The 23,141-nt window shown below is 53.0% G+C and carries 14 protein-coding genes; 8 read left to right on the top strand and 6 right to left on the bottom strand.

Features of this window, described 5'->3' with window-relative positions; genetic code table 11:
• Positions 1-17: 17 nt before the first annotated feature.
• Positions 18-2,615, bottom strand: a complete 2,598-nt coding sequence (gene acnB, locus JWF83_RS11255) for a bifunctional aconitate hydratase 2/2-methylisocitrate dehydratase (RefSeq protein ID WP_413650290.1) — start codon at positions 2,613-2,615, stop codon at positions 18-20.
• A gap of 461 nt (positions 2,616-3,076) precedes the next feature.
• Between acnB and JWF83_RS11250 the strand changes: the two genes are divergently transcribed.
• Positions 3,077-5,128, top strand: a complete 2,052-nt coding sequence (locus tag JWF83_RS11250) for a hypothetical protein (RefSeq protein ID WP_413650289.1) — start codon at positions 3,077-3,079, stop codon at positions 5,126-5,128.
• A 45-nt stretch (positions 5,129-5,173) separates the two neighbouring features.
• On the top strand, positions 5,174-7,387 hold the full coding sequence (locus JWF83_RS11245; protein ID WP_413650288.1) for a hypothetical protein: 2,214 nt from the start codon (positions 5,174-5,176) through the stop codon (positions 7,385-7,387).
• A gap of 24 nt (positions 7,388-7,411) precedes the next feature.
• Here JWF83_RS11245 and JWF83_RS11240 read toward each other — a convergent pair whose 3' ends face one another.
• On the bottom strand, positions 7,412-8,413 hold the full coding sequence (locus JWF83_RS11240; protein WP_413650287.1) for an aldo/keto reductase: 1,002 nt from the start codon (positions 8,411-8,413) through the stop codon (positions 7,412-7,414).
• A gap of 101 nt (positions 8,414-8,514) precedes the next feature.
• On the opposite strand from JWF83_RS11240, the gene JWF83_RS11235 reads away from it, so the two are divergent.
• From JWF83_RS11235 to JWF83_RS11210, 6 genes are all read left to right on the top strand, one after another.
• Complete coding sequence (locus JWF83_RS11235; protein ID WP_413650286.1) at positions 8,515-9,426, top strand: LysR family transcriptional regulator; 912 nt, start codon at positions 8,515-8,517, stop codon at positions 9,424-9,426.
• Between the two features lie 492 nt (positions 9,427-9,918).
• The gene (gene mgtA, locus JWF83_RS11230) at positions 9,919-12,612 is read left to right on the top strand and encodes a magnesium-translocating P-type ATPase (RefSeq protein WP_413650285.1); all 2,694 of its coding nucleotides are present in this window, start codon (positions 9,919-9,921) and stop codon (positions 12,610-12,612) included.
• 465 nt (positions 12,613-13,077) lie between these two features.
• Positions 13,078-13,476 (top strand): putative T6SS immunity periplasmic lipoprotein, encoded by a 399-nt coding sequence (locus JWF83_RS11225; protein WP_413650340.1) that lies wholly within the window; start codon positions 13,078-13,080, stop codon positions 13,474-13,476.
• 264 nt (positions 13,477-13,740) lie between these two features.
• Positions 13,741-14,292, top strand: a complete 552-nt coding sequence (locus tag JWF83_RS11220; RefSeq protein WP_413650284.1) for a hypothetical protein — start codon at positions 13,741-13,743, stop codon at positions 14,290-14,292.
• Positions 14,277-14,702, top strand: coding sequence for a putative T6SS immunity periplasmic lipoprotein (locus JWF83_RS11215; protein WP_413650283.1), 426 nt, complete (start codon positions 14,277-14,279; stop codon positions 14,700-14,702). Before JWF83_RS11220 ends, JWF83_RS11215 begins: the two co-directional genes overlap by 16 nt.
• A gap of 117 nt (positions 14,703-14,819) precedes the next feature.
• Positions 14,820-15,923, top strand: a complete 1,104-nt coding sequence (locus JWF83_RS11210; RefSeq protein WP_413650282.1) for a membrane-targeted effector domain-containing toxin — start codon at positions 14,820-14,822, stop codon at positions 15,921-15,923.
• Between the two features lie 93 nt (positions 15,924-16,016).
• On the opposite strand, the gene lpdA is transcribed toward JWF83_RS11210, so the two are convergent.
• The 4 genes from lpdA to pdhR form a co-directional block, all read right to left on the bottom strand.
• Positions 16,017-17,441, bottom strand: coding sequence for a dihydrolipoyl dehydrogenase (gene lpdA / locus JWF83_RS11205; protein WP_413650339.1), 1,425 nt, complete (start codon positions 17,439-17,441; stop codon positions 16,017-16,019).
• A 184-nt stretch (positions 17,442-17,625) separates the two neighbouring features.
• Complete coding sequence (aceF, locus tag JWF83_RS11200) at positions 17,626-19,227, bottom strand: dihydrolipoyllysine-residue acetyltransferase (RefSeq protein ID WP_413650281.1); 1,602 nt, start codon at positions 19,225-19,227, stop codon at positions 17,626-17,628.
• A gap of 13 nt (positions 19,228-19,240) precedes the next feature.
• The gene (aceE, locus tag JWF83_RS11195; RefSeq protein ID WP_413650280.1) at positions 19,241-21,904 is read right to left on the bottom strand and encodes a pyruvate dehydrogenase (acetyl-transferring), homodimeric type; all 2,664 of its coding nucleotides are present in this window, start codon (positions 21,902-21,904) and stop codon (positions 19,241-19,243) included.
• A gap of 166 nt (positions 21,905-22,070) precedes the next feature.
• Complete coding sequence (gene pdhR / locus JWF83_RS11190; RefSeq protein ID WP_413650279.1) at positions 22,071-22,835, bottom strand: pyruvate dehydrogenase complex transcriptional repressor PdhR; 765 nt, start codon at positions 22,833-22,835, stop codon at positions 22,071-22,073.
• Between the last annotated feature and the right edge of the window lie 306 nt (positions 22,836-23,141).

Raw genomic sequence — 23,141 nt, 5'->3', positions numbered from 1 at the left:
GGGAGAGCATAACAGGATTAAACCGCGGTCTGGAAAATCACACCATCAGCTTTATCAGTGTACTGGCCCAGCTGGTCAAAGTTCAGATAACGATAGGTATCTACCGCCGTCTTATCCACCTGCGCCATAAACTGCTGGTACTCTTCCGGCGTCGGCAGCTTGCCAAGCAGTGAAGCAATCGCCGCCAGCTCCGCTGACGCCAGATAGACGTTAGCGCCGTTACCTAAACGGTTCGGGAAGTTACGGGTCGAGGTGGAAACCACCGTTGAGCCATCGGAGACACGCGCCTGGTTACCCATGCAGAGTGAACATCCGGGGATCTCAACGCGCGCACCGCTCTTACCAAACACGCTGTAGTAACCCTCTTCGGTCAGCTGCGCCGCATCCATCTTGGTTGGCGGCGCCACCCACAGACGGGTTGGCAACTGGCCTTTATGGGCGTCCAGCAGTTTACCGGCGGCACGGAAATGGCCAATGTTGGTCATACAGGAACCGATAAACACCTCATCGATCTTCTCACCCTGAACCTCAGACAGCAGACGCGCATCGTCAGGATCGTTGGGCGCGCAAAGGATCGGCTCTTTGATATCCGCCAGATCGATATCGATCACCGCGGCGTATTCCGCATCGGCATCGCCTTCCAGCAACTGTGGATCTTCCAGCCATTTCTGCATGCCCTGGACACGGCGCTCCAGCGTACGACGATCGCCATAGCCTTCGGAGATCATCCACTTCAGCAGCACAATGTTGGAGTTCAGGTATTCGATAATCGGCGCTTTGTCGAGCTTAATGGTACAGCCGGCAGCAGAACGCTCGGCGGACGCATCGGACAGCTCAAATGCCTGCTCAACTTTCAGATCCGGCAAACCTTCGATTTCGAGAATGCGGCCAGAGAAGATGTTTTTCTTCCCTTTTTTCTCCACGGTCAGCAGACCCGCTTTGATCGCATACAGCGGGATCGCATGCACCAGATCGCGCAGGGTGATGCCCGGCTGCATTTTCCCTTTAAAACGCACCAGTACCGATTCCGGCATATCCAGCGGCATCACGCCGGTGGCGGCGGCAAATGCCACCAGACCGGAACCCGCCGGGAATGAGATACCAATCGGGAAACGGGTATGGGAGTCGCCACCGGTACCAACGGTATCCGGCAGCAGCATACGGTTCAGCCAGCTGTGGATAATCCCGTCGCCCGGGCGCAGTGAAACACCGCCACGGTTCATAATAAAGTCTGGCAGCGTATGGTGGGTGCTGACGTCAACCGGCTTCGGATAGGCTGCGGTGTGGCAGAATGACTGCATCACCAGGTCCGCAGAGAAACCGAGGCAAGCGAGGTCTTTCAGCTCATCACGCGTCATCGGACCGGTAGTATCCTGCGAACCGACTGAAGTCATTTTAGGTTCGCAATACTGACCAGGACGTACGCCAGCCGTACCACAGGCGCGACCGACCATTTTCTGCGCCAGCGAGTAGCCGCGGCTGCTCTCGGCCACATCTTTCGCCACACGGAATACTTCACTCACCGGCAGACCCAGTGATTCACGGGCTTTAGTGGTCAGACCGCGACCGATAATTAACGGTATACGGCCACCGGCACGCACTTCGTCCAGCAGCACTTCGGTTTTCAGTTCGAAGTTTGCCAGCAACTCATTGGTGTCATGGTTACGCAGCTCGCCTTGGTACGGCCAGATATCGATCACGTCGCCAGTGTTCAGCTTGTCGACATCGACTTCAATTGGCAGCGCACCGGCATCTTCCATCGTGTTGAAGAAGATTGGCGCAATTTTACCGCCCAGCACCACACCGCCGCCCTTCTTGTTTGGCACAAACGGCAGGTCATCGCCCATAAACCACAGCACCGAGTTGGTGGCGGATTTACGTGATGAACCGGTACCCACCACGTCACCGACGTAAGCGAGAGGGAAACCTTTAGTATTGAGCGCATCGAGCTGCTTAATCGGGCCGACGTTGCCAGCATCGTCGGGTTCGATACCTTCACGGGCATTTTTCAGCATTGCCAGCGCATGCAGCGGAATATCCGGGCGAGACCAGGCATCGGGCGCCGGGGAGAGGTCATCGGTATTGGTTTCACCGGTGACTTTAAATACGGTAACGGTAATCTTTTCAGCCAGCGGCGGACGCGAGAGATACCAGTCGGCATCAGCCCAGGATTGTACTACCTGGCGGGCATGCGGGTTGCCAGCTTTGGCTTTCTCTTCAACGTCGTAGAAGCTGTCAAACATCAGCAGCGTGTGGGATAACGCTTTGGCAGCAATCGGCGCCAGGCTTTCATCATCGAGGGCATCGATCAGCGGATGGATATTATAACCACCCTGCATGGTACCCAGCAGTTCTACCGCTTTTTCAGGCGTAACCAGAGGAGAGGTAGCTTCGCGTTTGGCGATAGCCGCGAGGAAACCGGCTTTCACATAGGCCGCTTCATCAACGCCTGGCGGCACTCGATTAATTAACAGATCGGACAGGAATTCTTCTTCACCTGCGGGTGGGTTTTTTAGCAGTTCAACCAGCGCGGCCATTTGGGAAGCATCTAACGGTTTAGGAACAATCCCTTCGGCAGCACGCTCGGCAACGTGCTTACGGTATTCTTCTAGCACGACGTTCTCCTCGCTCTCATTGTATTTGGCTTTCCGGCCACCTTTTTTCACGTCGACGTGAGTAACAATCCTTGTCCGGGTTTTGCATAGGGTAAGGTGCCCGGTTTCGCGAGGGCCAGCATATCAGGATTTCGTTCGCTTGTTAATCTGTTTACAAAAAAGCAACATTATCTGGTGCGCTGCAACAATTACCGGATAAACAAGCGGATCGCTGGTCCCATGCGGCCCGGACACACCTGCATACGGCAGGTTCGCGCTATCGATTTGACCATAACCTTTAACCGTTTGTCATAAAGTATTTACTTACTTTTGGTTATCGGTTCGCCGTTCAGCGTCGCCACGCGCCAGCGACAAATGGCGCTATTTTGGTTGAATTTTCGCCATCTGCCTGCGATAAAAAACGGACGGGGCCTGGCTGGCTGGCAATCCACAATAAACCTTATCGCCATGGAGTGGCAACGATGACCAACAGTATCCACCGCAGCTGCTCCGGCTCACCGGCTGACATCCCGCCGGCAGCTGCCCGGCAACGCATGCTGGTAAGTAACCTAACCCGGATTAGGCAAACGCCGCTCAGCTTGCCCGCACCGGCGCAGTGCCAGCCTGCGCCGGTGACTATCCAGCCCGATATCCCCGCCGGACTGACGCCGGTTGGCGAAGCGACCTGGGAGAGAATCATCTCCGGCCAGTATAAAAAAGAACCCGACCAGACGCCGCTCGACCATGCAAAGCGCCTCGCCAGACTGGCCAGCGGCATTACCCACCGCGATCTGGCCCGTCTGAGCGGAGCGGACCTCAGCCTGCTACTGCAGAAGATTAAGCTGAGAGATCTGAAACTGTCAGAAGCAGGTCTGAAGGTGCAAAAATTAGTCATCGCTGCGGGGAGCGACTACGCCCGACAACAGAATGAGAGTCGCCGTGAGCATGCCCGCCGACTGAAAAACCAGTTTAGCGATTTAACGCGCACCGATGCCTTATTAATCACCGGCGAACGGCGCGGTAATCTGCGCAACGTATCAGAATTTATTACCCAGCCGTTGTCCGCCAGCGGCAGGGAGGTGCAGAAAAAGATCGCCGCCGGCGAATACCAGCGCGCGGGGTTTCGTAATAACCTCGCCTTTGCCGTGTGGATCAAAGAACGGCACCCCCAACTGAGCGCAGCGGATGCTTCGATCCTCACCCACGCGCCGCTCGGCAGCCTGGAAAATAACTGGGCATTTACCCCGTGGCAGCTTTCCGCACGGGCGCAGGAAATTCAGCAGCTGATGGCCTCGCCGGCAGCCAGCCTCTATAAAAGAGGAACCGAATCGCTGGTGGTCTGGTTAAGAAGGCTGCGTAAATTACTTCCGGAGCTTTCCAATCGGGAAATCTCCATCCTGGCGAAAGTGGATCCCGCTATGTTGCCGAACATCCCGGAATTTATCCGCACCATGACCGCGGTCGGTGAGCGGATCCAGAGGATACTGGCTTCAGAACATCCGGGCGCTTACCAGCCAGCCGCGCAGGAAGACAATATCAGCTGGATTAAACGCATAAAACGTGAACTGGAGCCGCAACTGCCGATCGCGGATGCCGCGAAGCTGACGGGCGAGCTGGTCAATAGTTTACGCCTGGAGCCGGAGTTCTATACCACGCGGATGTCGCAGCTGGAACACACCATTATGACGATTCAGCAATCCGATATCCCCGGGCATTACGCCAGATATGATGATGAAACGCAGGAAATGTTTATGCTGCGGCTGCGAGGAATGCACCCCAGTCTCACGGTGCTTGAGCTGTCGCGGCGCAGCGGAATGTCGATTCCTGCGGTACGCAGAGAACTGCGCCGCCATAAACCTTCGCCGCCCGGAGCGGCAGCCACGAAGTTACTCAGTAATCAAGGCCCCCCCGACCCGGCGGCCAAAACCGCCGGCAGCGAACTACGTCCAGCTCCCGGGTTAACCTCCTGGCTGGTTACCCCCGTCACGGTTTATCCGCGGTACGAGAACGACTATGCGCGCGCCCAATGGACCGATCCGGCGTTTATCGACTGGCAACTGAGGAATCAGGGATTCCAGCGTATTCCGAACAATTCTTCAACCGGAGACGGATACGCCAACTGTCTGCTGATTGCGCTACTGCAGCATGCCACGGGCTATTACTGGCTGCATAATCCGGCTATCAATGCCCATATCGCCAGAGCGGCAAATAACTATCGACAATGGCTGCGCTATTTTGGCTGGGAGTATCATCCCAGCGGTTTTACTGATGACGGCTATATGGCCTTTGGCAACCATGGGGAGCAGGTTCAGGGCGCCGCCGCCGCGTTGATCAATATGATCAATAACGATTTGCTGGCACAGGGAGAACGCCCATTACGGGTGGTTAACCACAGTTTTGCCGCCGGTCAGGAATTTACCGAACAGCTTGGTTCGCAGGCGGAAAATGCGCGCGTGGTGCATATCGTCAATACCGGCCAGCATTATGAAGCCCTGATTCGGCGACCAGACCCGGCGCGGGCCACCGCGGTATGATCATCTGCGGAAATCTCCACACCTGATTGCGGCAAAGGAGTTGCAATGATAAACAGCATGCCGGCAGACATCACTTGCAGCCAGCTGTTCAGCGCGCAAGAGAGCCGCAATGGCGGCCTGCTCGCCAGGCAACTGATTGCCGTATCACAAAGCCCGCAACGCATCGCGCCGCAGCCGCCCGCTGCGCCGCGATCTTTTGCCGCGCGGATCGCCAGAAAAAACCGGCTGACGGCACGGGTATATGCGAAAAGAAAAAACGAGACGCTGGAACAATGGGCATTCCGCCTCAGTATACTGCTGCCGGCATTATCCCTGCATATCATTCTGGCGCTGACCGGCGCAGATGCGACGCAATTACAACGGCAGCTGGATTTTAATACGCTGTTTTTAAGCGAAGTCGGACGCGAGATCCAGAGCATTCTCGAGTCCGATCATCCCGGTGACTTCCAGCGCAAACCGTTTGAGCCAGCCAGAGTATGGGCGACGCGATTAAAAGAGCTCCGGCCAATGTTATCGCGCAATGAAGCATCACTATTTACCGGCGCCTCGGTGTCGAGCCTGCGTAATATTAAAGCGTTTAATCATGAGCCGCTCTCTGCCGCCGGTGTGGAAGTGCAGGCTTTTCTGAACAGCGCTGAAGGCCGGGAATATGCCAGAGGCGCAGATAACAACGATGTGCAGCGGGCGGTAAAACTTAAACAGCGCTTTAAGCAGCTTCCTGTCCGCGACGCCGCGCTGCTGACCGGCGCCAATCCCGGTTCACTGGCTAATTGTGCGGTATTCAGAAACCATAAACTAAGCGCGATCGGTAACAAAATCCTGCACAGCCTGCATCACGATCCCTGCAGTGAGTACACAGCGAAGATAAACAACAATCCACTGCGGTGGGCACTGCAACTGAAGGAGTTGGAACCGCAATTAACCCGCAATGACGCCATTGCCATTACTCAGGTAAATGCTTCATCGCTGAAAAACCGCCCCGAGTTTCTCACCCGCGGCTTGTCCGACGCCGGCAGAAAAATCAGGGCGATCCTTGACTCCCCCTGGCCGGGAATATACCGCCGGAGCGAGCACGAACTCCCGCTTGACTGGGCGGTACGGCTTCGGCAGCGAGTGCCGCTGCTGACGCTGGAAGATTGCATGATCCTGACCGGATGCAATGCCTCTTCGCTGCGCGGGCGCATGACGTTTTACACACCGCGACTTTCTCCCGCCGGGCGGATGCTGCAGGTGAAACTGGCTGGGGCCAATCCCGGTATCTACCGGCGCGATGACCATGAATCGCCGGGGGAGTGGGGAACCCGCCTGATCAGGCTGATTCGCGGATTAAAGCATAAAGACGTGGCGATTCTGCTGCAGCAGGAAGCCCTGTCCGCCCGCTATCATTCCGCCACTGCCAGTGAACCGGAGGAGATCACCGACATTATTAACCGCGAAATTGACCGCTACCAACAGGGAGCCGCCACTCCGGCAGCGGTGAGAGAGCTCTTCAGCCGAGCGCCCTCCCCTGCGATTTCCGAGATCCTTGCCGCCGAAACGGTACGTTACCAGCTGGGAGCCGCCACCCCGCAGGTAGTAAGAGAGCTGTTTAGCAATGTCGCCTCACCGGCCACCAGCTGGATTAGCGACCAGGAAAATGAAAGCCACAACATCGCCACGCCATTATCGCCACTGGTGGTCGCCGAAAGCGCCTGGGCAACCGCACAGACTGTCGATTCACAACTGATGCAGCAAGTGATGCTGACGCAGGGGCTGATTAGCGTGCCAAATAATGCTGATACCGGCACGCAATTTCGCAATTGCCTGCTGATCGCACTGCTGCAGCACGCTACCGGTGACTACAGCCAGAGCGATGCGATTAATGCCCAGGTCAATTACTACCGGCAACGACTGATTGAACTCGGCTGGCTGTGCCATAACAGCGGCTTTGAGGAGGATGGCTATATGGCATTTGGCCACGAGAACGACGCGACACAGGGTGCGGCGGCGGCGGTGATTGAACTACTCAATCAGGATTTAATCCGCATGAATCTGAGTCCGTTAGCGGTGATTAACCACAGCTTTGCCGGCGACCGGGAATATCTTGATGTCCTCGGTTCTCAGGCCGCCTGCGCCCGCAAGGTGCATATTCTGAATAGCGGGCAGCACTTTGAGGCGCTGGTGCCAATCAACTTCACCGATGGCGGAAAAGATTATTACCACGCGGCAGAATCAATAAACGCGCACAACATCAATTCACTGCCATCGGCAAGATGCTGATCAAGGGGAAAATTCGCGTCTTAATTAGTCATGATCCACCAGCGAGAATTCCAGCGCGTTATAACGTTCGCCCATCACATTACCGGGGCTGAACAGCGTATCAAGGGTAGCGATATCCGCCGTAGCCAGGGTTAACTCCACCGCGCGGCAGTTATCTTCCAGATGGGCAATCTGCCGCGCGCCCGGAATCGGCACAATATGCGCGCCCTGCGCCAGTACCCACGCCAGCGCCAGCTGGGCGGCGGAACAGTGGTAACCGAGTGCCATTTCACTTAACTGCTGCACCAGACGCTGGTTATGTTCCAGCGCCTGCTGCTGAAAACGCGGCAAACCGCGGCGATAGTCGTCAGCATCAAGGGTAGACGGATCGGGCATTTTACCTGACAGAAAACCGCGTCCCAGCGGACTGTAAGGAACAAAGCCGACATTCAGTTGCTGGCAGGCCGCCAGAATGCCCTGTTCCGGATCGCGACTCCACAGCGAGTACTCACTCTGCACGGCGCTGATCGGATGCACCGCGCAGGCGCGGGTTAAGGTGGCGACGGAAACTTCCGATAAGCCGAGATGCAGTGCTTTACCTTCACGGACCAGATCGGCCATGACGCCAACCACGTCTTCAACCGGCACTGCGGGATCGATTCGATGCTGATACAGCAGATCGATGGCGTCGATATCCAGCCGCCGCAGCGAAGCTTCAACCCTCTGGCGAATACTCTCCGGCTTGCTGTTCACCCCGACAATCCGCTGCCAGCCTTCGCCGTGTTCGGTAATATCGAAACCAAATTTGGTCGCCACTTTAATCTTACCGCCACGCCCTTTTAACGCTTTACCAATCAGCGTTTCGTTGGTGAAGGGGCCATAGACTTCTGCGGTATCGAGAAAATCGACGCCGAGATCAAATGCACGATGCAGGGTCGCAATCGCCTGCTGCTCATCGGATTTACCATAGGCAAAGCTCATGCCCATACAGCCGAGGCCAATGGCTGATACTTCAAAGTTTTCACTACCCAATACTCTGCGCTTCATGATGTTTATCCTGTTAAGTGGCGACAGAGCAGTTATACTTCCCTGGGTAATTTTCAACAATTGATGCTTATTAAGTGCATTAGTGAATAAAAATCACCAATATGAAAAATCGCGCCACCCTGCAGGAACTGGAGATTTTCGCCGCTATCGCCCGGCACCTGAGCTTTCGCAAAGCCGCCGAAGAGCGTAACGTCACTCCGTCGACGCTTAGCCATGCCATGACCCAGCTGGAACAACGTATTGGCCTGCGTCTGCTGCAACGCACCACACGCAGTGTGGCGCTGACCGAGGCAGGACAGGCGTTTTTGCTGCGGATCCAGCCGGCGATCAACGACCTTACCGATGCGGTGGACGATCTGAATAGCTGGCGTGCCGAACCGCGCGGCACATTAAAGCTCAATATGCCGCGTGCAGCGGAAGCACTGTACTTCAGCGATCTACTGCTGCCGTTTAAACAGGCGTATCCCGATATTACGCTGGAGATCGCCAGCAACGATGGCTTCGTCAATATTGTCGAGCAGGGGTTTGATGCCGGGGTACGTTACGGTAATGAGATTGCTCAGGATATGATCGCCATCCCCTTTGGCCCGGCTTTACATCTGATTGCCGTTGCCAGCCCCGATTTTATTGCCGCTTACGGACGGCCAGCGCAACCGGAAGATCTGCTTCATTTCCCCTGTATTCAGCGCCGGTTCGCCAGCGGCAAACTATACAAATGGGAGTTTGTCCGCCAGCAACAGCAACTGGAGATCGCGGTACGCGGCGATCTGATTCTGGATAATGACCACACGATGATCGCGGCGGCCTGCGCCGCAGCCGGTATTGCCTTTCTGCATCGGGAATCGGTCAGGCAGGCGCTGGCGACGGGCCAGCTGGTCGCCCTGCTGGAGGAGTTCAGCATTGAGATGGGCGGTTTATCGCTCTACTATCCGGGCCGCAAATACCTTGCCACCCCGCTGCGCCACTTTATTAGCTGGCTGCAGCAGTACAATCAGCAGCGACTTAAAAACTAATTGAACGTCGTTGAAGTGTGGTTAAGAAAGCCCGATTTACAGCATAACGAGTCGGCTGTATAGTGCGTCTCGCAAATTCTTTTGGAGAAACCTTTTTTGGACAGTCATCGATCTAATTAAGGCAAGCCTGTTGCTTGCCGCCCTGGCAAGCAGCGATGTTATCACTCGTCTGCTTCTCCATTTAATAACCAGACGAGTCATCAAAATGCTGAACTTTACCCATACCCTTTTTCCTCCGGGCTGATGCCCCCCTGCTCGCTGCTGCGCCTTTGGCACTGCGGTGGGTTAGCGATGCCGTTTTTCACGCTTTTACCATTATCAGCTACTGATAATTAAGGAGTCCCTATGGACGAGCACCCCAGTACGCAACGTAATCCGCGTTGCGAGGGAGCAGTGAGCTAGTTCCTTTCCCATCTGCAACGCATCTCATTTTTTTCACGACGATCTCGCCTTGTGAGAGGTTGCCGTGCGCACTGTTTGGAGTAATCAGAGATGACTCAGATGATCGATATCGCGCAACAAGCGCCCCGCCAGGCTAAAAACCGCAGCAAAGAGTGGCCGATCGCCAATGAGGCACAGGTCAGCCTCGACAGCACTTTTGCCACCCTGAATACCAGCCCGGAGGGACTGAGTAGCCGGCAGGCAGAGGCACGTCTGCAGCAGTTTGGTCTGAATCAGGTCGCCCAGGAAACAGCGCCCCATGCCATGATTCAGCTGCTAATGGCCTTTAACAACCCGTTTATTTTTGTGCTGGTGGGACTCGCTGGTATCAGTTTCTTCACCGACTACTGGCTGCCCGCACAGCGCGGTGAAGAAACCGATCTGACCGGCGTAATCATTATGCTGGCGATGGTCACCCTGAGCGGCGTGCTGCGTTTCTGGCAGGAGTTCCGTACCAATAAAGCGGCTGATGCCCTGAAATCCCTGGTGCGTACTCAGGTCACCACCCGCCGCCGTCATAACGATAGCAACAAACCACAATGGATCTACGTCAACCAGCAACAACTGGTGCCGGGAGATATTATCTCGCTGTCAGCTGGCGATATTATTCCCGCCGATATTAAGCTGGTTGAATCGCACGATCTGCTGGTCAGCCAGGCCGCACTAACCGGTGAAGCGCTGCCGGTGGAAAAGTTCTGCCTTGCGGAACAGGCGCAAACGCCGCACAGCATCGGTGAAGGCGCCCTGCCCGGTTTACCGAATATCTGCCTGATGGGGACCAACGTGGTCAGCGGTCACGCCACGGCGGTGGTGGTCGCCACCGGTAATCAGAGCTGGTTTGGTTCGCTGGCGAAAAATATCGTCGGCAAACGCGCGCCTACCGCCTTTGACCGTGGCGTCAACAGCGTCAGCTGGCTGCTGATCCGCTTTATGTTCATTATGGTACCGGTGGTGCTGGTGATTAACGGCATGACCAAAGGCGACTGGCTGGATGCCACGCTGTTTGCGGTAGCGGTAGCGGTCGGTTTAACCCCGGAAATGCTGCCGATGATCGTCAGCACCAATCTGGCGAAAGGCGCGATGGTGATGGCGCGGCGCAAAGTAGTGGTAAAACGGCTCAATGCCATCCAGAACTTCGGCGCCATGGATGTACTCTGCACCGATAAAACCGGCACGCTGACGCAGGACCATATTGCGCTGGAGCATCATCTGGATATTTTCGGCCGCTCCAGCCGTCAGGTGTTGCATCTGGCGTGGCTGAACAGTTTTCATCAGAACGGACTGAAAAATCTGATGGACCGCGCGGTGCTGGAGTTTGCCCGTCGGCATGATGATTTACCGCATAATCTGCGCAAAGTCGATGAATTACCGTTCGATTTCACCCGACGTCGCCTCTCCGTTTCCCTGAGTGATGACCAGGGGCAGCACCAGTTGATCTGTAAGGGGGCGGTAGAAGAGATGCTGGCGATCGCCACCCATCTGCAGCAGGGCGATCAGGTGGTGGCGATGGATCAGCGCTGGCGTGAAGAAATTATGCAGCGCGCGGCGCAGCTTAATCAGCAGGGCTACCGTGTACTGTTAATCGCCACGCGTCAGCTGGAAGCGCGCGGCTGGCACCAGCGCCTGACGCCCGACGATGAGCGTGACTTAATCCTGTGCGGCATGCTGACGTTTCTCGATCCGGCGAAAGAGAGTGCGGCGGAGGCCATTCGCGCCCTGCAGGATAATGGCGTGCAGATTAAAGTGCTGACCGGTGATAACCCGCTGATCACGGCAAAAATCTGCCGGGATTTAGCGCTGGACCCTGGTGTGCCGTTGCTGGGTGATGAGATCGAGCAGCTTAGCGATGCACAATTGAAGTCACGGGTTGAGCTGCACACCATCTTTGCCAAACTGACCCCGTCGCAAAAAGAGCGGGTGGTTACCCTGCTGCAGGGAAACGGGCACACCGTCGGCTTCCTTGGCGATGGCATTAACGATGCTGCGGCGCTGCGCGCGGCGGACGTCGGTATTTCTGTCGACAGCGCGACGGATATCGCTAAAGAATCAGCAGATATTATTTTGCTGGAAAAGAGCCTGCTGGTACTGGAGCAAGGCGTTATGGTGGGTCGCCAGACCTTTGGCAATATTATTAAATATCTCAATATTACCGCCAGCTCTAACTTTGGTAATGTCTTTTCAATCCTGGTCGCCAGCGCCTTTATTCCTTTTTTACCGATGCTGGCGATTCAGTTGCTGCTGCAAAACCTGATTTATGATATCTCCCAGCTGGCGCTGCCATGGGATAAAATGGATAAAGAATTTGTGCGCAAACCGCGCAAATGGGATGCCAAAAACATCGGACGCTTTATGCTGTGGATGGGGCCAACCTCCTCGGTGTTTGATATCGCCACTTTCGCGTTAATGTGGCATATCTTTGGCGCCCACAGTGCCGATCATCAGGCACTGTTCCAGTCCGGCTGGTTTATTGAAGGCTTGTTATCACAAACCTTAGTTGTCCATATGTTACGCACCCAGAAGATTCCGTTTATCCAGGCGCGCGCCACATGGCCAATTATGCTGACCACGCTGCTGGTGGTGATAATCGGGATTGGTTTACCGTTTTCACCGATCAATAGCTGGTTTGGTTTGCAGTCGCTGCCGCTGAGTTACTTCCCATGGCTACTGACGATCCTGCTGGGTTATTGCCTGCTCAGCCAGGGTATGAAACAGCTGTATATGCGTAAATTCGGTCAGTGGTTTTAATCCGCTATTCGTCAGCTACGGGAGGCTATGCCTCCCGTATAAAAACATTCCAGTCAAATTATATTCCTAAAAATAATTATCAGATATTTTTTAAATAACCATCACACTTTTCTGTCACTCCCCTCTTGATTAAATTTTACCCGTGCTATTTTTCCTGCAGAACATCACTTCAGGGAGATACAGACGATGATCACGGAAGAAGGAACTTCCCGCCGCCTGACGCTGGGAGAAGTAAATATATCCGGATCATTATTTCAGAATGCCATAGTGTACTCTGGCTGATTTCTCTATGGAGCAGTAGGCGTCGATAATTACCGACTACTATATCCTTACAAACTTCGGATTTAACAAATGGAATGATAGTAAATTATTCACTGGAATTATTGGACCGGACCTGGTTAATCAATATGAAAAAACATTGATCTTTTTTCTTAACGACCCAAAAGACAGGAGAAGCCGGTGGAAATGAAAAAAGCGATAATTACCCTAACTTGCTGTCTATTGACGGGTTGTTTTATTCATCCAATGCCATTCAGAACCGCTGTCACCTCGCTAAAAACCGACGGACAACCCTGTTTTAAAATAAAAACAGAGTCGGTCACGGCGAATAATCAGTCTCGCATACTCAGCATTGTCGTCAATAAAGAGTTTGCGGACGGTCATATGCACGAGATATGGAGTGAACGTCAGCACGAATTTCCGATAAAAATGGTCATCCCAGGACAATGCATTCCGGTCGGCTATCATTTTCGGCCTTATCAGAAATACAGCGTCACCATCTACACGATGGTGCCGCCTGATAAAGTAGAAACCAAGCGCTTCTGGCGGTCTGAATTCCAGCTACAAGATCTGCAGCCAGAGTAAATCCGGCTGCCAGGTTATACCCGGCTAAGCCTGGGTATGAAACAGCTGTATATGCGTAAATTCGGTCAGTGATTTTAATCCGCTATTAGTCAGCTGCGGGAGGCGATGCCTTCTGTATAAATACATTCCAGTAAAATTATATCTCTAAAAATAATTATCAGATATTTTTTAAATAACCATCACACTTTTCTGTTATTCCACTCTTAATTAAATTTTACCTGTGCTATTATTCCTGCAGAACATCACTTCAGGGAGATAAAAACGATGATCACGGAAGAAGGAACTTCCCGCCGCCTGACGCATGGAGAAATAAACATATCCGGATCATTATTTCAGAATGCCATTGATTACCGCCGGGTCAGAGTTCATCACGGCGGCTACTTTCCCTTTGGGCTGCAAAATGCGGATACCGCCGTGACACCGAATGGTGAAATGTACTGGCCAACGAAACACTATAAGGAAGATTTTACTAAAAGTCAGGATGACACATATAAATACCAGTGGTGGTTTATCCATGAGATGACACATGTCTGGCAATATCAAATGGGCATGAATGTACGAACGCGTGGCCTGATAAGTTGGGCAGTAGAATACAAATACTCATTACCGCTCGATTATACCTTAGCAGACTATCCTATGGAGCAGCAAGCATCAATCATTGCTGACTACTTTACTCTCAGAGACTTTGGCTTAAACGTATGGCTAAGAAATAAATTATTCAATGGCATTGCTGGGCCTGATTTACTTAATAAGTATAAAAGTATATTAATCTGGTTTCTTAACGACCCCAGAGACAGGAGATGCTTGTGGAAATAAAACAGACCTCTATTATATTATGCTGCACTATATTGACGGGTTGTTTTATTCATCCAATGCCAATCAGATCCGCCATTATATCACTTAAAACAGATGGGCAACCTTGCTTCAAAGTTAAAAAAGAGTCGGTAACTGCTAATAATCAGTCACGAATACTGGATATCGTTGTACATAAGCTTTTTAAAGATGGAGATATGCATGAGGTATGGAGCAGCAACGATCTCCATTATCCCATTAAGGTAGTGGTGCCGGGGCAGTGCATCCCGGTAGAGTACCATTTTGAGCCATATCAGAAATACAGTGTCACCATCTACACCATTGTGCCACCGGATAAAGTGGAAACGAAACGTTTCTGGGGCGCTGAGTTCCAGCTACAAGACCTGCAGCCAGAGTATATAATTAAGCGATAACTATAAGCGAAGGGCTAGCCATCCGTATTTATCATCATGTTACCAAGCCACTCTCTGCAGATAATACCATCGTTACTGCTGATAACACCTTTCATATTAATAATAAGAGGGTTAATTATGAGTGATATTACAATATCATCAACCACGCCTCCGGTGGTTGCATATCATAATAGCGCGGCCGGTAAATCTGCCGAAGCCAGCAACAAATTTGACCGGTATGAAATAACCGACGCCAAACTGGTAAACAGACTGGAAAAAGAGATGAACAGCAATGATTACTTCTGTTTTTCCCATGCGAATTCCGACACCGGAATCAGGGCACTGGCGCAAGAGATTCGCCTGCGGCGGGACTTGCTACTCACGGAGGCAAAAGAGTATTTCAACCACTGGACGCCCTCTTCCAGAGAAGTACCGAATGTTCATAACACGCAGGAAATGATCGGTGAAACCACTAAGGCGGGTAATGGCATGGTTTTCGCCAGCAATGGCGAGACCAAACAGTGCCACCAGTTTCTGATTAAAAATATGCAGGCATTTGCCGATGCCGGCGTCAAAACGCTGTATATGGAACATCTGATACGAGAGTTACATCAGGATTACCTTGACGCGTATGCCGATCCGGCCCATGCCATACCAGACGAGCTCGCCAGTTATCTTGATGATCTCACGAGAAAATATAACAGACATGTCAGTAATGACGAGCAACGCCTGCCCGAAAACAGCTTTCGTCAGGTCGTTGAAGCCGCGCATCAGGCAGGAATAAACATTGTCGCCATTGGTTGTGCCGCCACGGCATTAAAAGAAGAGACCTATATGCCGGCCAACCGACAGAATGCTTATCTGCCTGGCGATAACGCCGATCATTTTGATCATCCCGCGATGCAAAACTTTTATGCCAGCAGGGTGATTGAGCATTATCAGCAGCAGCATAACAGCGGTAAGTTTATCGCGCTTACCGGTATCAGCCATTTAAATACCACCACCTTTGGTGAAGAGCCGGCGTTACAGGCCGGTTTTACCAGCCGTTATGGTCCGTCTCTGCCGCAGGTCGCCGGTATTGCCGAATTAACCGCAAGCTTCAGTGTATTAATTACCAAAGGTGACAGTGCTGACGGTAATAACCATGCTTTTCGTGGCCAGACAATTGAAGTGGCAGGACGGGGAAGTAATAACTATCCGTTATACAGTAAATTTACCCCCGATCTGATACAGGAAGTGTAGATCAGCGCGACGCTGACTTTCAATTTCAGGATTTGCCAGCGGAATAAAAAACGGCCCCCGTAAAGGGAGCCGTTTTCAGCCGGAAACGAAAAGTTATTTCTTTTTCGCTTTCGGGTTTGGCAGGTCGGTAATGCTACCTTCGAAAATCTCAGCCGCCAGACCAACAGATTCATGCAGCGTTGGGTGCGCATGAATGGTCAGGGCGATATCTTCCGCATCACAACCCATCTCAATCGCCAGACCGATTTCACCCAGCAGCTCGCCGCCGTTAGTACCGACAATCGCGCCACCGATCAGCCGGTGCGTCTCTTTGTCGAAAATCAGTTTGGTCATACCGTCTGCACAGTCAGAAGCAATGGCGCGACCAGAAGCTGCCCACGGGAAGGTGGAAACTTCGTAGCTGATGCCTTTCTCTTTGGCTTCTTTCTCAGTCAGACCGACCCAGGCAACTTCTGGCTCAGTATAAGCAATAGACGGAATGACCTTCGGATCGAAGTAGTGTTTCTTACCGGAGATCACTTCTGCCGCAACATGGCCTTCGTGAACACCCTTGTGTGCCAGCATTGGCTGACCAACAATGTCACCGATAGCATAGATATGCGGTACATTGGTGCGCATCTGCTTGTCGACGCGGATAAAGCCGCGCTCGTCAACTTCAACGCCCGCCTGGCCGGCATCCAGCAGTTTACCGTTTGGTACACGACCGATAGCAACCAGTACCGCATCATAACGCTGTGGCTCTGCAGGCGCTTTTTTGCCTTCCATCGTTACGTAGATGCCATCTTCTTTAGCTTCTACCGCAGTAACTTTGGTTTCCAGCATCAGATTAAACTGCTTGCTGATACGCTTGGTGAACACTTTCACCACGTCTTTATCAGCCGCCGGGATCACCTGGTCGAACATCTCAACCACGTCGATCTTCGAACCCAGCGCATGATAGACGGTACCCATTTCCAGGCCGATAATCCCACCGCCCATCACCAGCAGACGCTCAGGAACCTGTTTCAGTTCCAGCGCATCGGTAGAATCCCAAACGCGTGGGTCTTCATGCGGGATAAATGGCAGCTGAATTGGACGTGAGCCCGCAGCGATAATGGCATTGTCGAAGTTAATGGTAGTCGCACCATTTTCACCTTCAACCACCAGCGTGTTAGAACCGGTGAATTTACCCAGACCGGTGACCACTTTTACTTTGCGGCCTTTCGCCATCCCCGCCAGACCACCGGTCAGCTGATTGATGACTTTCTCTTTCCAGGTACGAATCTTGTCGATATCAGTCGTTGGCTTACCAAAAACGATACCGTGTTCTTCCAGCGCTTTCGCTTCTTCAATCACTTTCGCGACGTGCAGCAACGCTTTAGAAGGGATACAGCCGACGTTCAGACAAACACCACCGAGGGTACTGAAACGCTCTACGATGACGGTCTCCAGACCTAAATCAGCGCAACGGAAGGCTGCAGAGTAACCTGCAGGTCCAGCCCCAACTACCACGACCTGAGTTTTAATCTCTGTACTCATCATGACCTCTTTGATTAGCGATCCGGCGGGTCAGACGTTCTTATTATTGCCCTTGTTCCACCGGGACATATTCATCGCACGAGTTTACAGAATTGTTAACAGACTGCAAACCGCTTGGTTTCCCGGATGTCACTTCCCATCCGGGAACCTATGCTGCGGCCGGCACAGGCGCCGGCCGGTTAACTTACATCACCAGGCGGCGAATATCAGCCATGATGGTGCCGATGTAAGCGGCAAAACGCGCACCCGCTGCGCCATCGATCACCCGATGGTCGAAGGAGAGTGACAGAGGCAGCATCAGGCGCGGTACAAACTCTTTACCGTTCCAGACCGGCTTCATCGATGATTTAGACACACCGAGGATCGCCACTTCCGGCGCATTGACGATTGGGGTAAATGCCGTACCGCCAATACCGCCAAGGCTGGAGATGGTGAAACAACCGCCCTGCATATCAGAAGCAGTCAGCTTACCATCACGGGCCTTCTTCGAGATCACCGCCAGTTCGCGCGACAGCTCAACAATACCTTTCTTGTTGACGTCACGGAATACCGGAACTACCAGACCGTTAGGTGTATCAACTGCCACACCGATATTGATGTATTTCTTCAGCGTCAGTTTCTGGCCATCTTCCGACAGCGAACTGTTGAAACGTGGGAACTCTTCCAGCGCTTTGGCAGCCGCTTTCATCAGGAACACCAGTGGGGTGATCTTCAGATCCTGTTTCTTCTTCTCAGCTTCGGTGTTCTGCTGCTTACGGAAGTTTTCCACATCAGTAATATCAGCTTCATCGTGCTGAGTAACGTGTGGGATAACCACCCAGTTACGGCTCAGGTTAGCACCAGAGATTTTCTGGATGCGACCCATCTCGACTTCTTCGATTTCACCAAACTTGCTGAAATCAACTTTCGGCCACGGCAGCATGCCCGGAATACCGCCGCCGGCTGCAGCAGGTGCAGACTCAGCGCGTTTCACCGCATCTTTCACGTAAGACTGAACGTCTTCTTTCAGAATACGGCCTTTTCGACCGGAGCCTTTGACTTTCGCCAGGTTTACGCCGAATTCACGTGCCAGACGACGGATAACCGGAGTGGCGTGCACGTAAGCATCGTTCTCAGCGAACTCGCTACTACCTTCGGCCTTCGCCGCAGGTTTAGCTGCTTCTTTCTTCGCCGGAGCGGCAGGCGCTTCTTCTTGCGCTGCTGCTGGTGCTGGTGCTGCTGCTGCCGGAGCCGCCGCGCCAGAACCGGCGGTTTCAAAGATCATAATCAGAGAACCGGTGCTGACTTTAGCGCCAACTGCGATCTTGATCTCTTTGATGGTACCGGCAAATGGCGCCGGTACTTCCATCGAAGCCTTATCGCCTTCGACGGTAATCAGTGACTGCTCAGCTTCCACGCTGTCACCCACTTTCACCAGGATTTCGGTCACTTCAACTTCGTCAGAACCGATATCCGGCACGGCAACTTCTTTGCTTTCGCTGGCTGCCGGGGCCGCCGCCGGGGCAGCTTCTTTTTTCTCTTCTGCCGGAGCAGGTGCTGCAGCTGCAGCACCATCGGCGGATTCGAAAATCATAATCAGTTTGCCGGTTTCCACTTTGTCACCGGTGGCCACTCTGATCTCTTTCACTACGCCAGCTTCTGGCGAAGGGACTTCCATCGAGGCCTTGTCACCTTCAACGGTGATCAGCGACTGTTCAACTTCAACTTTATCGCCAACTTTCACCATAATCTCGGTGACTTCAACTTCGTCTGCACCGATATCCGGTACCTTGATTTCGATAGCCATTAATCTTTACCTCTTATGCCAGACGCGGGTTGACTTTATCAGCATCGATATTGAATTTAGCGATGGCTTCCACCACGACTTTCTTATCGATTTCGCCGCGTTTGGCCAGTTCACCCAGAGCTGCAACAACTACGTAAGATGCGTCCACTTCGAAGTGGTGACGCAGATTTTCGCGGCTGTCAGAACGGCCAAAACCGTCGGTGCCCAGTACGCGATAATCACTTGAAGGTACATAGCTGCGAACCTGCTCAGCGAACAGTTTCATATAGTCAGTTGACGCTACTGCCGGTGCATCATTCATCACCTGAGCGATATACGGTACACGTGCTTCTTCGGCCGGGTGCAGCATGTTCCAGCGCTCACAGTCCTGACCATCACGTGCCAGTTCAGTGAATGACGTTACGCTGTAAACGTCGGAACCAACGCCGTAATCTTTCGCCAGGATCTGTGCCGCATCACGCACGTGACGCAGGATCGAACCTGAACCCAGCAGCTGAACTTTGCCCTTGCTGCCAGCTACCGTTTCCAGCTTGTAGATACCCTTACGGATACCCTCTTCCGCACCCTGCGGCATCGCAGGCATATGGTAGTTTTCATTCAGCGTGGTGATGTAGTAGTAGATGTTCTCTTGCGCTTCGCCGTACATACGCACCAGGCCGTCATGCATAATCACCGCGACTTCGTAAGCGTAAGCCGGATCGTAAGAGATACAGTTAGGGATAGTCAGCGACTGAATATGGCTGTGGCCATCTTCGTGCTGCAGGCCTTCACCGTTCAGCGTGGTACGACCGGAGGTACCGCCCACCAGGAAGCCGCGCGCCTGCTGATCGCCCGCTGCCCAGCACAGATCGCCAATACGCTGGAAACCAAACATCGAGTAGTAGATGTAGAACGGGATCATTGGCAGGTTATTGGTGCTGTAAGACGTTGCCGCCGCCAGCCATGACGCGCCAGCGCCCAGTTCGTTAATACCTTCCTGCAGGATCTGACCTTTCTCGTCTTCTTTATAGTAAGCAACCTGCTCACGGTCCTGCGGGGTGTACTGCTGACCATTCGGGCTGTAGATACCGATCTGACGGAACAGACCTTCCATACCGAAAGTGCGGGCTTCGTCGGCAATGATCGGCACCAGACGATCTTTGATCGACGGGTTCTTCAGCATAACGTTCAGTACGCGCACAAACGCGATAGTGGTGGAGATCTCTTTGTTTTGCTCTTCCAGCAGCGACTGGAAATCTTCCAGCGCAGGCATTGCCAGCTTCTCGCTGAACTTCGCCTGACGGGTTGGCAGGTAGCCACCCAGTTTCTGACGCTGAGCGTGCAGATAGGTATGCTCTTCTGAACCTTCCGGGAAGGTAACATACGGCAGTTTTTCCAGATCGGCATCGCTAACCGGTACATTGAAACGATCACGGATATAGCGTACGCCTTCCATGTTCACTTTCTTCACCTGGTGAGCAATGTTTTTGCCTTCTGCAGAGTCGCCCATACCATAACCTTTAATGGTATGCGCCAGAATCACTACCGGCTTGCCTTTGGTATCCTGAGCTTTTTTCAGTGCTGCATAGACTTTCTTCGGATCGTGGCCGCCACGGTTCAGAGACCAAATCTCGTCGTCGGACATATCTTTCACCAGCGCAGCGGTTTCCGGATATTTGCCGAAGAAGTGTTCACGCACGTAAGCGCCGTTACGGGATTTGAACGTCTGATAGTCGCCGTCAACGGTTTCGTTCATCAGCTGAATCAGTTTACCGCTGGTATCTTTGCGCAGCAGCTCATCCCAACGACCGCCCCAGATAACCTTGATCACTTCCCAACCGGCGCCAGCAAAGATGCCTTCCAGTTCGTTGATAATCTTGCCGTTACCGGTGACCGGTCCGTCCAGACGCTGCAAATTACAGTTGATAATAAAGCACAGGTTGTCCAGCTTCTCACGGGTAGCGATAGTGATCGCGCCTTTTGATTCCGGCTCATCCATTTCGCCATCGCCGAGGAAGGCGTAGACGGTCTGGGCGGCAGTCTCTTTCAGACCACGGTGCTCAAGATACTTGAGGAATTTCGCCTGGTAGATCGCGCCCAGCGGGCCGAGGCCCATAGAAACGGTTGGGAACTGCCAGAAATCAGGCATCAGTTTTGGATGCGGATAAGAAGACAGCCCCTTACCAGCCACTTCCTGACGGAAATTGTTCATCTGATCTTCAGTCAGACGACCTTCAAGGAAGGCACGTGCGTAAACGCCAGGCGAGATATGGCCCTGGAAATAGACCAGATCGCCGCCATCTTTGTCGTTACGTGCACGGAAGAAGTGGTTGAAGCACACTTCATAAATAGTGGCAGAAGACTGGAAGGAGGACATATGGCCGCCCAGATCCAGATCTTTCTTCGATGCACGCAGAACCGTCATGATAGCGTTCCAGCGGATCGCGGAACGGATACGACGCTCCAGAGAAGGGTTGCCCGGGTATTCCGGTTCGTCTTCAACAGCGATGGAGTTAATGTACTGACTTACACCAGTACCAGCCGCCACTTTGACGCCGCCTTTACGTGCTTCACTCAGTACCTGATCGATCAGATACTGTGCGCGCTCAACACCTTCTTCACGGATGACCGATTCGATCGCCTGTAGCCAGTCGCGAGTTTCAATCGGATCCACGTCATTGTGTAAACGTTCTGACATGGGGGGTATTCCTTATCTGTGTCTATATACGTTGAATTGTCTGGAGCCTGTCTCGTTGTACTCAGCCGGTCAGCGGAGCACAACGAGACAGGCTCGTCGTTTATGCCTTTTTCCCTGCACGTTGCCGCCAGCGAAATCAGGCATAGTTGCCGCGTTTTATGACGCGTTATTCCTTACGTTGCTGTAAACGTCGTAAGGAGCGCTCTCTACGACTCTGCTCCCGACTTCTGTCCAGCAATATTTCCTCGATAAACGCCAGATGGCGGTGTGACGCTTCGCGGGCCTGTTCCGGCTCGCGTGCCACAATCGCCGCAAAAATGCTGGCGCGGTGACCGCTCACTTTCGCCAACATCTCCCGGCGTGAGTAGAGCAATTCAAAGTTCTGTCGTACGTTCTGTTCCAGCATCGGTCCCATACAGCGCAGCAGATGCAAAAGCACCACATTGTGCGCCGCTTCGGTGACCGCAATCTGATACTGCATAACCGCGTCGGCCTCGGCGTCTAAATCGCCGCTATCCTGCGCCTGTTGAATCAGCTGATGACAGTCGCGAATACGCTGCAAATCTTCGTCGGTACCGCGCAGCGCCGCATAATAAGCAGCAATGCCTTCCAGTGCGTGACGGGTTTCCAGCAGATCGAACTGAGATTCAGGATGTTCGGCAAGCAGTGCTACGAGCGGGTCGCTCAGGCTTTGCCACAGACTTTTTTGTACGAATGTGCCACCGCCCTGACGACGCAGCAGCAGACCTTTTGCTTCCAGACGCTGGATAGCTTCACGTAAAGAGGGGCGGGAGACATCAAACTGTTTGGCGAGTTCGCGCTCAGGCAGCAGTTTTTCACCCGGACGCAGTGTCCCTTCCATAATCAGAGACTCGAGCTGTTGCTCGATTGCATCGGATAGCTTTGGTTGGCGAATCTTACTGTAGGCCATCTTCCCTTCTTCTGCCATTTGTCCGAAGTAAATTGGTAATACCAATTGCAAAAAGGTGACGCTAAAGTAACAAAGTATTCACCTTGTGTCTATATGGCATAAGCCCGAAATCAGGGCTGGTTCACGTTGTAAACACACTGATAACGCACCAGAAAGGGTACTTCACCACGCCGATACAAATGTTAATGGCGATAACTTTTACGAAACCTTACACGGGGTTAGTAGGGTTTCTGCGGCTTTACCATAAGGGAAAACTATTCGTCTTTTTGCCGGTTTCATGCCAGAAAATATCGGTTGTCCGTTGAA

It is taken from the genome of Pantoea sp. B65 (genome assembly GCF_047308185.1).
Lineage (GTDB): Bacteria > Pseudomonadota > Gammaproteobacteria > Enterobacterales > Enterobacteriaceae > Erwinia.
This window is presented reverse-complemented; position numbering and strand designations above follow the sequence as displayed.

Coding starts and splice junctions, on each gene's coding strand:
- JWF83_RS11250 (WP_413650289.1), top strand. CDS start 3,077: ATGACCAACAGTATCCACCGCAGCTGCTCCGGCTCACCGGCTGACATC.
- JWF83_RS11245 (WP_413650288.1), top strand. CDS start 5,174: ATGATAAACAGCATGCCGGCAGACATCACTTGCAGCCAGCTGTTCAGC.
- JWF83_RS11240 (WP_413650287.1), bottom strand. CDS start 8,413: ATGAAGCGCAGAGTATTGGGTAGTGAAAACTTTGAAGTATCAGCCATT.
- JWF83_RS11235 (WP_413650286.1), top strand. CDS start 8,515: ATGAAAAATCGCGCCACCCTGCAGGAACTGGAGATTTTCGCCGCTATC.
- mgtA (WP_413650285.1), top strand. CDS start 9,919: ATGACTCAGATGATCGATATCGCGCAACAAGCGCCCCGCCAGGCTAAA.
- JWF83_RS11225 (WP_413650340.1), top strand. CDS start 13,078: ATGAAAAAAGCGATAATTACCCTAACTTGCTGTCTATTGACGGGTTGT.
- JWF83_RS11220 (WP_413650284.1), top strand. CDS start 13,741: ATGATCACGGAAGAAGGAACTTCCCGCCGCCTGACGCATGGAGAAATA.
- JWF83_RS11215 (WP_413650283.1), top strand. CDS start 14,277: ATGCTTGTGGAAATAAAACAGACCTCTATTATATTATGCTGCACTATA.
- JWF83_RS11210 (WP_413650282.1), top strand. CDS start 14,820: ATGAGTGATATTACAATATCATCAACCACGCCTCCGGTGGTTGCATAT.
- lpdA (WP_413650339.1), bottom strand. CDS start 17,441: ATGAGTACAGAGATTAAAACTCAGGTCGTGGTAGTTGGGGCTGGACCT.
- aceF (WP_413650281.1), bottom strand. CDS start 19,227: ATGGCTATCGAAATCAAGGTACCGGATATCGGTGCAGACGAAGTTGAA.
- aceE (WP_413650280.1), bottom strand. CDS start 21,904: ATGTCAGAACGTTTACACAATGACGTGGATCCGATTGAAACTCGCGAC.
- pdhR (WP_413650279.1), bottom strand. CDS start 22,835: ATGGCCTACAGTAAGATTCGCCAACCAAAGCTATCCGATGCAATCGAG.